General features: G+C 45.0%; 11 protein-coding genes. 6 read left to right on the plus strand and 5 right to left on the minus strand.

The window, feature by feature from the left end:
* Positions 1-59 precede the first annotated feature (59 nt).
* The 3 genes from AC1DCV_RS25870 to AC1DCV_RS25880 all read right to left on the minus strand — a co-directional run bounded on the left by AC1DCV_RS25870 (position 60) and on the right by AC1DCV_RS25880 (position 2,281).
* Entirely contained in the window at positions 60-1,307 is a 1,248-nt protein-coding gene (locus AC1DCV_RS25870; RefSeq protein WP_477025889.1) for a CinA family nicotinamide mononucleotide deamidase-related protein, read from the minus strand.
* Positions 1,308-1,414: 107 nt separating this feature from the next.
* Complete coding sequence (locus AC1DCV_RS25875) at positions 1,415-1,831, minus strand: acyl-CoA thioesterase (protein WP_477025890.1); 417 nt, start codon at positions 1,829-1,831, stop codon at positions 1,415-1,417.
* Between the two features lie 42 nt (positions 1,832-1,873).
* Entirely contained in the window at positions 1,874-2,281 is a 408-nt protein-coding gene (locus AC1DCV_RS25880; RefSeq protein WP_441574599.1) for a DoxX family protein, read from the minus strand.
* A gap of 285 nt (positions 2,282-2,566) precedes the next feature.
* On the opposite strand from AC1DCV_RS25880, the gene AC1DCV_RS25885 reads away from it, so the two are divergent.
* The 3 genes from AC1DCV_RS25885 (at position 2,567) to AC1DCV_RS25895 (ending at position 8,509) form a co-directional block, all read left to right on the plus strand.
* The gene (locus AC1DCV_RS25885) at positions 2,567-5,644 is read left to right on the plus strand and encodes a tetratricopeptide repeat protein (RefSeq protein WP_477025891.1); all 3,078 of its coding nucleotides are present in this window, start codon (positions 2,567-2,569) and stop codon (positions 5,642-5,644) included.
* 46 nt (positions 5,645-5,690) lie between these two features.
* A complete protein-coding gene (locus AC1DCV_RS25890) occupies positions 5,691-7,340 on the plus strand; it encodes a hypothetical protein (protein WP_477025892.1) in 1,650 nt (549 codons plus the stop codon).
* A 227-nt stretch (positions 7,341-7,567) separates the two neighbouring features.
* Positions 7,568-8,509, plus strand: coding sequence for an HU domain-containing protein (locus AC1DCV_RS25895; protein ID WP_477025893.1), 942 nt, complete (start codon positions 7,568-7,570; stop codon positions 8,507-8,509).
* A 3-nt stretch (positions 8,510-8,512) separates the two neighbouring features.
* Here AC1DCV_RS25895 and AC1DCV_RS25900 read toward each other — a convergent pair whose 3' ends face one another.
* A complete protein-coding gene (locus AC1DCV_RS25900; protein WP_477025894.1) occupies positions 8,513-9,415 on the minus strand; it encodes an SDR family oxidoreductase in 903 nt (300 codons plus the stop codon).
* 151 nt (positions 9,416-9,566) lie between these two features.
* Entirely contained in the window at positions 9,567-11,657 is a 2,091-nt protein-coding gene (locus AC1DCV_RS25905) for a prolyl oligopeptidase family serine peptidase (RefSeq protein WP_477025895.1), read from the minus strand.
* 171 nt (positions 11,658-11,828) lie between these two features.
* On the opposite strand from AC1DCV_RS25905, the gene pfkA reads away from it, so the two are divergent.
* The 3 genes from pfkA (at position 11,829) to AC1DCV_RS25920 (ending at position 15,131) form a co-directional block, all read left to right on the plus strand.
* Positions 11,829-12,809, plus strand: a complete 981-nt coding sequence (gene pfkA, locus AC1DCV_RS25910) for a 6-phosphofructokinase (protein WP_079468763.1) — start codon at positions 11,829-11,831, stop codon at positions 12,807-12,809.
* Positions 12,810-12,821: 12 nt separating this feature from the next.
* On the plus strand, positions 12,822-14,309 hold the full coding sequence (pyk, locus tag AC1DCV_RS25915) for a pyruvate kinase (protein WP_441574605.1): 1,488 nt from the start codon (positions 12,822-12,824) through the stop codon (positions 14,307-14,309).
* A gap of 252 nt (positions 14,310-14,561) precedes the next feature.
* Positions 14,562-15,131 (plus strand): TetR/AcrR family transcriptional regulator, encoded by a 570-nt coding sequence (locus AC1DCV_RS25920; protein WP_477025896.1) that lies wholly within the window; start codon positions 14,562-14,564, stop codon positions 15,129-15,131.
* Positions 15,132-15,191 lie beyond the last annotated feature (60 nt).

Raw genomic sequence — 15,191 nt, forward strand, 5'->3', positions numbered from 1 at the left:
TTGCTTTAGTGCGCAACAAAAATAAGGGAATTGTAGCAATTCAAAATGGCTCAATATCCCTATTGCAGAATGAGTTTGCGCAACTCATTCATAGCGTAAACCGCGGTCATCTGGGTATTCCGTTCCCGGTCATACCGCAGCTGAAACTTTACTGTATTAATTGTGTCTTTATTTCCTACTGCAACCCATACTGTACCTACCGGTTTTTCCGGGGTACCACCATCAGGTCCCATAATGCCGGATACCGCAATAGCATAGTCGGTGTCCAGCACCGATAACGCACCAGCCACCATTTCTTTCACTACCGCTTCACTTACAGCACCTTGTGTTTGTAACGTTTCCGGCTTTACGCCCAACACCTGCTCTTTGGTCTCATAGGCATACGCCACCACACTCCCCTTAAAATAAGCAGAGCTGCCAGGAATAGCTGTAATCCAGCTGGCTATCAGTCCACCGGTGCAACTTTCTGCCGTTGCTACAGTTTTACCCCTTTCCTTTAATAATTGTCCCAATACCTCTCCCATCGTCATATCCTGGTCGGTGACCACTATATCCGCCACTAAATCCTTCAGCTCATGAAACAGGATACTCACCTCTGCTGCTACCGATAATTTATCCTTCCCAAATGCAGTGAGCCTCAATTTGAGTAAGCTGTAACTGGGCAGATACGCCAGCTTTACATGTGCCGGCAGTTTGGCTTCGAAAGCCGTCAGCCGCTCCGCAACAAATGATTCTCCCATACCGGAAGTAATCAGTGTCTGATGTATTACTGCAGGGGTATCAAAATGCTTTCCCAATTGTGGTAACACGTAATCCTCCATGATTCCCTGCATTTCATGCGGCACACCGGGCATAGATACATAGATCTTCCCGTTTTTCTCAAACCACATTCCCGGTGCAGTTCCCCTTTTATTGTCAATCACGGTAGCCGATTCCGGTACCATGCTCTGATCAAGATTACGCTGCAGCAAAGCCAATCCCCTGCTTTCAAAAATATGCAGCACATTTTCGAGGGCGGCTTCATTTTGAACCAGCCTGGTATTAAAATACTCACAAAGCGTGGGCTTGGTGATATCATCTGCCGTAGGCCCTAACCCTCCGGTAATTAATACAATATCAGAAACAGCTGACTCACGGGCCAACGCTTCCAGGATATCTTCCTTCACATCGCCAATGGCTACACGCCGGTGGACCCATATCCCCATTGCATTCAATTGCTGCGCTATCCAGGCAGAATTGGTATCTATCGTTTGTCCTATCAGCAGTTCATCCCCGATAGTAATAATGCTGGTTGTGATTTTATCCATATACGAGATTTAAGCTTTTAGCTATTAGCAGTTAGCTGTTAGCAAATGCAGCGGAGATAGCATTATGTTAATCTTCGCTGCATTTGCTAACAGCTAACTGCTAATAGCTAAAAGCTGGTAAAAAACGGTTCTAATCTCTTCTTCAGTTCTTCCGGCAAACCGGCTTTCTGCTTTGTATTCACATCAATGAATACCAATGTGGTCACGCCCACATTCAGCAATTCATTCTTCTCGTTATACAACTCACTGTGAAACTGTATCTTAGAACTCTTCGGCAACTCCCGGAGTGTAGTCTTTACCGTTATAAGGTCATCATAATATGCCGGCCGCAGGTATTTTACGTTCAATTCTGCTACGGGCATGATAACACCCTGATCTTCCAGCTCCTTATAGGTGAAACCCAGCTCCCGGATGGCTTCTGCCCTTCCTACCTCATAATACAGCCCATAATTGCCATAATAAAGATATCCCATCTGGTCTGTTTCACCATAACGCACCCTGATCGTTGTTGTACTGATAAACATGGTTCCTCGCTATTTTATACCCAAAACGTTTACTTGAAAATTTTATTTGCCCAGGGCACCATCGATCGAAAATTTACCCGGCCCCGTAAACAACAATGTTACAAAGGCTGCCAGGAAAAAAACAGGCAATTCTTTTTCATCAAGGGGCTTGTGGGCCTGGATCATAAAAATAATCACACTCATACAGATCACCAATGGGATAGAAGCCAGTCTGGTCAACAGTCCCATGATCAGCAATACCGCACAAAACACCTCTGCAAATACGGTCATACCCAAAGAAATTTTGTGACCTACCCCCAATGGATCCGGGAAAGAATTCATTTTGGCAGTAAAATTGATCAGCTTGGGCCAGCCGTGCATCAATATCATCCCTCCGAATACCAGTCGGAGTACCAGCATAGAAAAACTTACGGCGCCATTTGTGTAACCGGTTGAGAACAGTTTTCTCATAGTAGGTAAGGTTTTTGTACTAAAAATTATTTTTCGCAAGATAAATGAATAGACTTTGCCTTGCTTCCGGAGTTATCCACATTGTTGGAAACGCAATCGGAAAAGAAAAGATATAACTTTTATATTTGCTGATACCACCTGATTCGTTTCGCACTAAGCGCTTCAGAAGCATAGACATAAGAAACTGCCTATCAGGTCAGGCCATCGCAGAGTACTTCCCCGGCTGGAAAATATTTCCTCCCGGGATTCGTTTTAAACGCATATTCAAGAAATAACAGCTATAGCATGCAATTCATAAGAAAAGTTTTTATTCCCGGACATCTGTACTTATCGCTCCTGGCTTTTGCAGGCGCAGGTTTGGCAGGTATGCCTTCAGCACAGGCACAGCAAACACGCGTATATACAGACCCGGAAAAAGTATTCAAGGATGCCCAGCAATATTTCCAGCAGGAAAAATATGCGGTATCCATGCAGCTTTTCAAGCAAACAATTGATAACATCGATTATTTCCATGAAACGAACCGCGACCTGGTAAAAACAGATGCGTTCTACTATTATACCATCTGCGCACTCAAACTGCAACAGGACAATGCAGAAAAAGAGGCGCTGAGATTTCTGAAACTGGCCAATAACAACGCCCGTGAAGAACTCGTCAGCTACCAGCTGGCAAAATATTATTTCCGCCAGAATAAACTCAAAGAGGCCATTCCCCTCTATGAGAAAGCCAATATCGAAAACCTGTCCAATGCAGAAATTGCAGAAGCAAAATTCGAACTGGCCTATTGCTACTTTAACCTGAAAGACTTCAAAAAAGCACAGCCACTGTTTTCCTCTATTAAGGAAGTACCCGGCAAATACAGTCTGCCTGCCAACTACTACTATGGTTTCATCGCCTACTACAATCACCAGTACGGAGAAGCCCTCAACAGCTTCCAGAAAGTAGTGAACGAGCCTAAATACAGCAACGTAGTACCTTACTACATCGCTGAAATTTATTACTTCCAGGGTAAAACAGACCAACTGATTGCCTATACAGAACCCCTGCTGCAAAAAGGCGGTCAATATTACGAAGCTGAACTGAAACAACTGCTGGGTAAAGCTTACTTCGAAAAAAAGAACTACCAGAAAGCACTCCCTTACCTGCAGGACTTCCAGAACAATGCAGATGAAGTGAGAAATGAAGATATCTACCAGTTATCATACGCCTACTACCAAACCAATAACCTCAGTAAAGCGATTACCGGCTTCAAACAACTGAGCAGCTCAAAAGACTCACTGGGACAAAACTCTATGTACCTGCTGGGCGACTGCTACCTGCGTACCGGTCAGAAAGCCAATGCCCGCAACGCTTTTGCCTTCTGCGCCAATAACAGCTCCAATGCACAGCAACAGGAAATTTCCCGCTTCAACTACGGTAAATTATCCTATGAACTGGGCTACCCGGATGCCGCACTCAATGAACTGACACAATTTGTAAAAACATACCCACAGTCTTCCTATAACAAAGAAGCCCGGGAAATACTGGTGAACCTTTTCATGAACAGCAACAACTACAAAGATGGTTTAGCTACGATTGAAATGATTACGGATAAAAACCCTACAGTACTGAAAGCTTACCAGAAAGTAGCCTATGGCCGCGCCACACAGCTGATCAATGATCAGCAGCTGGCAGAAGCCGACCGCCTGCTGGACATCGCCATCAGCAACCCATACGATCCGCAGATCAAACAACTGGCTCATTTCTGGAAAGCAGAAATTGCCCTCCGTCAGAATAAAAACGACCAGGCTATCACTAACCTGAACGCCTATCTGAATACCACAGCGCCTGTTTCCGGTGAAGCCAACGCACAAACAGCCAGCTATAACCTGGGGTACAGTCTCCTGAAACAGAACAAATACACAGAAGCACTGCCTTATTTCGAAACCGCACAAAAAACCAGCGGCCCCAATGCACAACGCATTGCTACCGATGCGGCCCTCCGCAGCGCCGACTGCTACTATATGCTGCGTCAGTTCCCTAAAGCACTGTCACTGTACGACCGCATCATCAACAGCAACGAACCAGGCGCCGACTACGCGACCTATCAGAAAGCGGTCATCCTTGGATTGCAGGGAAAACAAGCAGAGAAACTGGCACTGCTCAAACAACTGGGTAATAAGTTCCCCACCTCCGGTTTCAATAACGAAACAGATATCGAAATCGCCAATACTTATCTCTCAGAAGAAAAATATACAGAAGCCATTCCTTTCCTGGAAAATGTATTACAAAAGCAGCCTAACGGTCCTAACGCACCAAGGGCATTGCTCAAACTGGGACTAAGCTATTATAACAAAGACAACGACAGCAAAGCATTGTCCTATTACCGCCAGGTAGTGGAAAAATTCCCGGGCTCGCCTGAAGCCAACGAAGCACTGCAAAGTATGAAGTCTATTTATGTAAGCCAGGGCAAAACCGATGACTACCTCGCCTTCCTGAAGGCCAGCGGCAGAACGGTAACGGCTACTGCGGAAGACTCCCTCACCTATGCAGCAGCAGAATCCAGGTTCACCAGCAACGACTGTGCAGGCGCTACCAACGGATTCAATAACTACATCCAGAAATATCCAAACGGTCAGTTTATCTTACCGGCTTACTTCTATAAAGCAGAATGCGCATATAACAATAAAGACTATACGGCAGCACTGCCAGCTTATGAATTTGTATTATCCCGTAACAACAGTTTGTATGCAGAAAGATCTGCATTGCAGGCGGCTAATATCAACTTCTACCAGCAAAAAAATTATGAAAAGTCACGGACCTATTACCTGCAACTGCAGGACCTGGCCACCAGCAAAGAAAACAGTCTTTCTGCCACCAGGGGATTACTCCGTAGCAACTATCAGCTGAAACGCTGGGATGAAGTGACCAACTACGCCGAAATGTTACTGGCTGCCGCTAATATCAGCACCGATGACCAGATTATCGCTCATTTCTATCGTGGTAAAGCACTGCAACAGGCAAAAGATTATGCAGCTGCGCTGGCTGAATTCAAAACAGTGGCCGGCATGACAAAATCTGAAACAGGCGCTGAAGCCCGCTACAGTATTGCGGACTGCTACCTGCAACAGAATGAACTGGACGCCGCTGAAAAAGCAGGTTTTGATGTGATTAAAAATACCCCCTCCTACGAATTCTGGGTGGCTAAATCATATATTCTGCTGGGTGATGTATATACCCGTCAACAGGACTATTTCAATGCAAAAGCTACTTACCAGAGTATCGTGACCAACAGCTCTATCCCTGAACTGAAACAGGAAGCAAAAGATAAACTGGCCAAAGCAGAAGCAGAAGAAAAAGCAGCAGGTAAAAAACCGAAGAAATAACATTCATTCCGGATGTTAGAATTTTGACATTTAAGCGCAACAAAGCATGAACATTCAAACAATATATAACAAACGTACTTTCATCATCACCGCACTGAGCGCGGCCGGACTGCTGTCTTCACAAAAGACCTTCGCTCAGGAACCGCTGAAACAGGAAACGATCGACATCATTTCCACCAATCAGCCTAAACTGCGCGATGCCTACAAACTCAATCTCACGGCTACTTTGCCGGGAATTGATACCAGCAGGCCTTCGCTCAAATACCAGATACCGGCGCTGAACCTGAACTTCATGTACCAGGCCACGCCACTGAAACCACTGGCGCTGGGGAAAGACTCCCTCTCCTATCTGCAGAACAACTTCGTGAAACTGGGCTATGGTAATTTAAAAACACCTTATGTGCAGGCAGGCTTTGGTAGCGGCAGAAAGGATATGTATAACTACGGTTTATATGTAAACTATACCGGTTCCCAGGGCAAGGAAATTTCAGATCAGATCTACAGCAACCTGAATGTGCTGGCCGCCGGCACTTACCTGCTGCCCAAATTTAAATTTGACGGAAGCATTGGCTACGATCGTAATACTGTTCATTATTATGGTTATGGTCATGATACCGCCAATTATAAAAAGAAGGATACAGAACAAACCTTTAACCAGCTGACAGCCACCGTAGGCATGCAAAACCGGCCGCAGAACGACTGGGCATTTACTTTTCAGCCCCAGGTGAAGTTCATTCTGTTCAATGATTCCTACAAACGCACTGAAAATACCTTCCTGCTGAAAGCTCCTATACGTAAGCAGGTTTTTGAAGATATCTACGTAGGTGTAGAAGGTGTATTTGACCTGTCTACCTATAAACAGGATAACAACCGCGCCATCAATAATAATATAGTAGCTGTTCATCCTGCGGTAGATATCATCAAGCCCGGATTTGTATTGCATGTAGGCGTAAATCCTACCTGGACCGACAGTAAATTTTATGTATTGCCAGACATCGTGAATGAATCACACCTGGTACGCAAAAAACTGATCCTGAGCAGTGGATGGATATCTTATTTCGAAAAGAATTCCTATCGTAACCTGGCCAACAAAAATCCTTTCCTCGCGGGCTTACCCGGCGAAATGTTGAATACCCGTGTAGAAGAAAAATATACTGGTATCAAAGGTACTTTGGGCAGCCATTTTAACTATAACACCAAATTCGCGTCCGTTACCTGGTACAATATGCCGCTGTTTGTAAACGATAGCGCCGATACCAAGAAGTTCACCACCCGTAATGAAACCATGCTGCGTGCCTTCCAGGTACACGCCGAAGTAGGTTATATTGAAGAAGAAAAATTCCAGGCACGCGTGAGCTTCGACTGGTATAATTATAACAAACAGGAAACAGAAGTACAACCATGGCACCTGCCGGCATTCCAGGGCGATTTGTTTGCACAATATACCATCGCTAAAAAATTACACCTCAATGCAGATCTCTTTGCACTGAGTGGCAGCTATTACCTGCTTCCCAACAAAGATTTCAATAAAACCAAAGGTGCATGGGACCTGAATGCAGGCGCATCCTATGATATCAGCAAAAATTTCGGCCTCTGGGTGAACGCAAATAATATTTTCAATTCGCACTACCAGCGCTACTACCTGTACCCCACTTATGGGTTCAATATTGTAGGTGGAGTACTGATTAAGTTCTGATGGTGATACCGGACATTCTTATCAGCTTTTAGCCATTAGCTTTTAGCTTTTAGCAAATGCAGCGGAGATTAATATTTGATATTCTTCGCTGCATTTGCTAAAAGCTAATGGCTAAAAGCTGGCCAAGTGCCGACAAATTCTTAACTTCCCTTTTAGCAAAAACAGCAGAAAGCACCATATCCTGCGTTCCTCTCCGCTGCATTTACTAAAAGCTAACAGCTAAAAGCATGATGCTAGAACAATATATCCAGGAAGTGCTGTTTAAACAGCGGGTTTGTGTAGTACCACAGCTGGGAACTTTTTCTGTACAACATTTTCCGGCGCATTATAACTCCCAGGCACAAACGTTAACTGCTCCACGGGAGCAGGTGATCTTTACCCAGCAATGGCAGGACGATGGTTCCTGCGTGGAATGGATTGCCCTGAAGGAAAACCTGGTGCCGGCTGTAGCACAACGCAAGCTTGAAAAATACCTGGAAGAACTGAAAGAGGGGCTGAAATCAGGTACACCGCTGGTGTTGCCGGGTATTGGACAGTTGCAGGGCGACTTTGCCGGTAACATCCATTTTCATGCGGAAGAGCTGCCCATAGAAAAAGCAACATTAGACATTACACCTATTGAGCGTCCAGATACTAAACCTGCTTCTTTTACGCCACCACCTCCTCCCCCTCCACCTGAACAAAAGCAGGCACTGGAACCTATCATGACGGAAGAAGTGGAAGATACACTGGAAGCGGTGACAGAAGAAAGCGGATTTAAATGGTGGTGGGCAGGTATTCCTATTGCAGCCATTGTAATAGGATTGGCTGCCTGGTGGTATATTTCCGGAGTGTCTACTCCTGCATCTGAGTCTGCCCCTTCGGTTAATACAGATTCCATTGCAAAACAGGCAGCCATAGATTCACTGAAACAGGTAGCAATAGCCGATTCAGTGGCAGCTGCAAATGCAGTACACACTTATTTTGCTGTTGTGAAAACATATAAAGATAGTAGTGCAGCAGTGCTGGCACAGAAAAAGCAGGCATCCTGGAAGAGAACATTGGTGATCTACAAAAGAGATAGTCTGTTCCGCACTGCGATTGAATTGCATGTATTACCTGCAGATACAACGCTGCGACTCGACACCATCAGAAGTGTATTCGGAAAAAATGTATACCTGGAATACTAGTCGTCAGACTTTAATTTCTCCAGCCACAATCTCCAGCCCCTCCGCAAACGTGCGGGGCTGGTATCCCAGCTCCTTCGCCGCCTTATCTATCAGCAATCCTGTTTTAGCAGGACGGGCAGCAGGTTGCGCCAATGTTTTCGCACTGATCTTTTCTACCAGCGAGGTATCCAGGTTAAAGAATTCGGCCGTTTTGATGGCCATATCATAAGGAGTGAGTATTTCATTACCGGAGATATTAAAGAAGCCGGTGGCTTTTTTAGCTGCAATCAACAAACAACCCTGCGCCAGATCATGACAGAGTGTAGGGGTACGCCACTGATCATCCACCACTTTCACTTTTTTACCCTGCTGTAAATTATTTTTCACCCAGGTAATCATGTTGTTGCGATGCGGATCTGCCACTACACCATATACCAGCACTGTACGGACAATTGCCCACTGCGACAGCTTGCTGTTGATGATCAGTCGCTCTGCAGCTACTTTACTGGTACCATAATAATTGATAGGATTAACCGTCGCATCTTCGCTGTAGGGGCCCTGTAAACCATCGAATACGAAATCAGTAGACAGGAAAATGAAGAAGGCGTTGATACTTTCTGCGGCATGTACCAGGTAACGCGTAGCGCCTACGTTGGTATCCCAGCAAGCATCCTTATTTTTCTCACAATCATCTACCTGCGACATAGCACCACCATGGATAATAATATCCGGATGATGCTTTTCCACCAGCTGCTTTACACTGCCGGCATCCCGGAGGTTTACTGCCTCATAGGTATAGTTATCCCGCAGGGGAAAACGATTCGGGCCTCTGCCCGTGGCTATCACATCATATTTTCCATCTTGCAGAAAAAGCGGGATCAGATGTTGTCCCAATAATCCGTTACTACCAGTTATAAGTACCTTCATAAAGCCATATTCAAAACGCTATTTCTAAAGATAAGGAAAAAAGCAGAAAGCTTAAAGCAAAAAGCTATTGTAGTGAATGATACCGCAAGAAATTATTTCCGCTATAATCATCCGCTACAATAGCTTTCTGCTTTAAGCCCTTTGCTTTCTTTTATTTATGCATCCCGAGGTTATACATCGTAAATGCCCAGATATCTGTTGCCTCATCAATCAATTTGGAAGTAGGCTTACCTGCACCATGTCCCGCCTGTGTATCAATACGGATCAGGGCAGGATTAGGACCTGCGTTATCTGCCTGCAGTGTGGCTGCAAACTTAAAGGAGTGAGCAGGCACTACACGATCATCGTGATCTGCCGTAGTAATCAGCGTAGCCGGATAAGCAGTTCCCGGTTTCAGGTTATGCAGTGGTGAATACTGCAGCAGGTATTTAAACTGATCTGCATGATCACTGCTGCCATACTCCACTGCCCATGCCCAGCCGATAGTGAACTTCTGAAAACGCAGCATATCCATGACGCCTACTGCCGGCAATGTTACTTTAAACAGTTCAGGACGCTGCGTCATACAGGCGCCTACCAGGAGCCCGCCATTTGAACCGCCGCGGATCGCAATCTTTGTAGGGTTGGTATATTTGCTTTTGATCAGGTATTCCGCTGCCCCAATAAAATCATTGAATACATTCTGCTTCTTATCAAGCATACCGGCTTTATGCCATGCTTCACCGTACTCACTGCCACCACGCAGCCCTACCACGGCATAAATGCCGCCCTGTTCCATAAAGTACAGGTTAGATACGCTGAAGCCCGGTGTTTGCGGGATATTGAAACCACCATATCCATAAATCAATACCGGGTTGCTGCCATTGAGCCGGATCCCTTTTTTGTAAGAAAGGAACATTGGTACATTGGCTCCGTCTGCACTTTTAAAGAATACCTGTTTGGTTTCGTAACTGGCAGGATTGAACTTCACATCCGCTTTATCATATAAAGTAGAAGTGCCTGTGGAGATATCATATTTATATACCGTAGGTGGTGTAACAAAAGAGGTATAGGTATAGAAGAACTCCTTATCTGCTGCTTTACCACCAAATCCGCCAGCGGTACCAATACCCGGTAGTTTTACTTCATGTACCAGTTTACCGCTGTAATCATACTGATATACTTTGGTAGCAGCATCCTTCAGGTAAGAAAGGAATAAATTGCCGCCGCCCGTGCCGGCGCCTTGCAGTGCTTCTTTCTTTTCAGGTACAATCGTTTTCCAGTTGGCTTCCGCCGGATTGGCCGGATCAATCAGTACTACTTTATAATTAGGGGCATTGTGATTAGTGCGCACCATCAGCTTACCACCATCATTATCTATTACGCCCGGTTCATAGTCGAAACCTTTTACCAGCATGGCAAAATCCTTTTGTGTGGGATTTTGTGTATCCAGGTAGCGAAGCTCCCGGCCGGAAGTGCCTTCAGAGGTGCTGAGGATGAGGAAACGCTCATCTTCCGTTACCTGTACTGCGGCGTTACGCAGGGGATGTTCATCGTCTTTGTATATTAATACATCCTTTTCCTGTGTATCTCCTAATTTATGGTAGTAAACTTTCTGGAACTGGTTTTTGCCGGATAGTTTGTTTTGTTCGTCCGGTTTGTCGTAGCGGCTGTAATAGAAGCCATCACCTTTCCAGGCGAGGCCGCTGAATTTCACCCATTCCAGTTTGTCGGACAGAAGTTGTTTCGTTTCCACGTCCATGACAAAACCTTCCTGCCAGTCGGATCCCGCTTTGGCGAGCAGGTAAGCTGCATGTTTGCCGTCTTTGGAGAAAGCGATGCTGCCCAGTGCGGTGGTACCGGCGGCAGAGAGCTTGTTGGGATCGAGGAAAATTTCCGGGGTGCCTCCTAAAGTGGCAGTGCGATAAAGGATGGCCTGGTTTTGCAGTCCATCATTCTTAAAATAGTAATAATAATTACCATGTTTAACTGGCGCTCCGTTTTTCGGATAATTCCAGAGTTCTTCCAGTCGTTTCCGGATTTCCGCGCGGAAAGGGATTTTTGAGAGATAGTCCTGTGTAACCTTGTTCTGTGCTGCAACCCAGGCTTGTGTTTCTTCGCTGTGATCGTTTTCGAGCCACCGGTAAGGGTCTGCTATCTTGGTACCATGATAATCGTCTACTGTATCTACCTTTTTTGTATCTGGATAACTGATTGTTTGCTGTTGTCCCATTGCTTGTGATGCTATTAAACTCATGCTCATAAAGATCCACCGTTTATTATTTTTATTTAACATGCGTAATATTTTTTGAAAATTTTAGCTACTTTGTTTGATGGAAATTAAAAATTTAGGTTATTTCATCAGATAACAGTTAGAAAACAATTGCAAAATGTTATTTTTGTGCGCCTTTAAGATATTTTTTTAGCAATTTATATGAAAAAACTGAACAACATTGCAGTCCTTACATCGGGAGGAGATGCTCCTGGCATGAACGCCGCAGTTCGTGCAGTTGTAAGAACGGGCATTTATCATCAGCTGAATGTGTATGGCATTATGTACGGCTATAGGGGAATGTTGAAGAACGAAATTTTCCCGATGGAGTCCAAATCTGTAGCCAACATCATACAGCGCGGAGGCACCATATTGAAGACCGCCCGGTGCAAAGAGTTCTATGAATATGAAGGGCGAAAAATGGCTTACGAAAATCTGAAAAAACACAACATTGACGGGCTCGTAGTAATTGGTGGAGACGGCTCGTTCAATGGTGCGCAAAAGTTCAGCCAGGAATTTGACATTCCGTGTATAGGCTTGCCTGGTACTATTGACAAGGACATTGCAGGGACTGATTCCACTATTGGTTTTGACACGGCTGTGAATACAGCAGTAGAAGCGATAGACAAAATCAGGGACACAGCGGATGCGCATGACCGTTTATTTGTAATCGAAGTAATGGGCCGTGACGCTGGTTACATTGCATTACACAGCGGCATTTCCACCGGTGCGGAGCACATATTGCTGCCTGAACGCAAAACAGAAGTAAATGACATTATCGAAGAGCTGCAAGCGAACGAACGCCGCAGAAAACTGGTTAATCTGATTGTAGTAGCCGAAGGTGATGAAACCGGCGGTGCTACAGAAGTTGGTCGCATTATTAAAGAAAGGTGCCCTCAGCTGGATACCCGGGTAAGTATCCTCGGGCATATTCAGCGTGGTGGCGCTCCCACCTGCACAGATCGTATTCTGGCCAGCCGCCTGGGCTATGCTGCCGTAGATGCCCTCCTCGAAGGCATCCACAATGTAATGATTGGTGTTGTCAACGACAAGATCCATTACACCCCTCTTGATAAAGCTGTTAAAGCCAAACAGGAAATTGACCCCGAATGGTTTAAGATTGTTAAAATTCTTGCGAGTTAAAAAATTAGACTTATGAGTACAAAGGATCTTTCGAAATACTATCACAAGCAGATGGATAATGCTGCGGGTAGAGAACACTCTTCGCACAAAACAAAAATCGTGGCTACCGTAGGGCCTGCGTGTGATACCTATGATGGACTGCTGACATTGGTAAAAGCTGGTGTTAACGTATTCCGCCTCAACTTTTCTCATGGATCTCATGAAGACAAAGCGAGGATCATTGAATATATCCGTCAAATCAACAAAACCGAACCTTACACCGTAGCTATCCTGGCCGATTTACAGGGTCCGAAGCTCCGTGTAGGTGAAATCGAAAACAATGCCCTGCCGTTGAAGAAAGGTGATATCCTCACTTTCGTGAACGAGAAGCTGGTAGGCAACATGGAAAAAATTTACGTTTCCTATCCCGACCTGTACAAAGATCTTAGAGTTGGCCAGAAAATTTTGCTGGACGACGGTAAAATTGAAACAGTAGTAAAAGAAATCACTGCCAGCGGCGAAATCAAAGCAGAAGTTTCCTTACCAGGTGTATTATCTTCCAAAAAAGGCTTCAACCTGCCAGATACCAAAATATCTCTGCCAGCACTGACAGATAAAGATATTGTGGATCTGGAATTCATCATTGATCACGAATGTGACTGGGTGGCATTGTCTTTCGTAAGAAGCGTAAAAGATCTCGCTGTATTGCGCAAACGTCTGGAGGCACGCAATTCTAAAATGAAGGTGATCTCTAAAATTGAGAAACCAGAAGCGATCCAGAACCTGAAAGAAATTATCTGGGAAAGCGATGGCGTGATGATTGCCCGCGGTGACCTCGGTGTAGAACTGCCGGTAGAGCAGATCCCGATGATCCAGAAAGACATCATCCGCAAGTGTATTCACCGTGCGAAACCCGTTATTGTGGCTACACAAATGATGGAAAGCATGATGGACCGCACCCGTCCTAACCGTAGTGAAATTACCGACGTTGCTAACGCAGTACTGGAAGGTGCAGATGCGGTAATGCTCAGCGGTGAAACGGCTACTGGTATGTTCCCTGAACTGGTGATCCAAACTATGAACAAAATCATCCAGGAAGTGGAAAAAGAAGCGATCATCTACAACCGTAACCTGATCCCTCACCGTCACTCTCCTACCTTCCTCAGCGATGCACTGTGCTACAATGCATGTAAAATTGCGGAAGACCTGGATGCAGATGCCCTCATTGGTATGACCCAGAGCGGCTACACCGGCTTTATGCTGAGTAGCTACCGCCCACGCAGCCCACTCTTTATCTTTACCAAAGAAAGATCACTGGTAAATCAGCTGAGCCTCAGCTGGGGTGTTCGCGCTTTCTACTACGAAGAAGAAGAAAGTCTCGATGATATCGTTTTCGATCAGATCAACATCCTGAAAGAAAGAGGTTTCATTAAAACAGGTGATGTAGCCGTTAATACCGGTAGCACGCCCGTGAAACAACACTTACCAACAAATATGCTGAAAATTACGAAGGTTGACTAGCTATTAGCTTTTAGCAGTTAGCTTTTAGTAAATGCAGCGAAGACAATAATTTGTACAGCCATTGGCTGTTAGCTAATTCCATTTAGCAAAAAATGCAACGGAGATTAAGTCTGGTACTTAATCTCCGTTGCATTTTCACATAAAACATAATATGTCCTCTCCGCTGCATTTACTAAAAGCTAACTGCTAAAAGCTAACAGCTATTAACTATACAGACTTGTCTGTTTGTAAAATAATACCTAATATTGCCTCATGAAAGAACAGGGCGCCAAAGAAAGGATTTTAAATACTGCCAGCGAGTTGTTTTACAAACAGGGCTACCTGGCCACTGGCATTAACCAGATCATTGAAGAAGCTGGTATCGCCAAAGCCAGTCTGTATCAGCATTTTCCGTCCAAAGAGGCGTTGCTGACAGAATATCTCTTGAGAACCCGGCTCAGCAGACAAGAGGAGCGAACACAATTCCTGGAAGATATGACACCAGGCAAGGAAAAGCTGTTGGGACTGTATGAATACCGCCTGCAACACATGCAAAGCAATCAATTCAAAGGTTGCGCCTTTATTCGTATCGCCTATGAATTACCTGGACTCAATGAAGATGCGCTCCTCCAGGTACAAACACATACCCAAAGCCTGCGATCATTTATAGCAGAACAATTACAGGTGATAAAAGATCCATTTCCTGCGGATGAATTAAATGAGATGACAGATATGCTACTGAACCTTTACGAAGGTGCCGGCCTGCAAGGATATACGCAAAAGTCCGCTAAGCCAATGGAAAATACCAAGAAAGTAGTGCTAAAACTGCTGACCACTTTGTAAGGCCGAGTCCCCCAACCGCGATCCATCATTAACAATTATTCAACAATCATCTAAGCAAGT

Source organism: Chitinophaga sp. 10T418 (assembly GCF_056394125.1).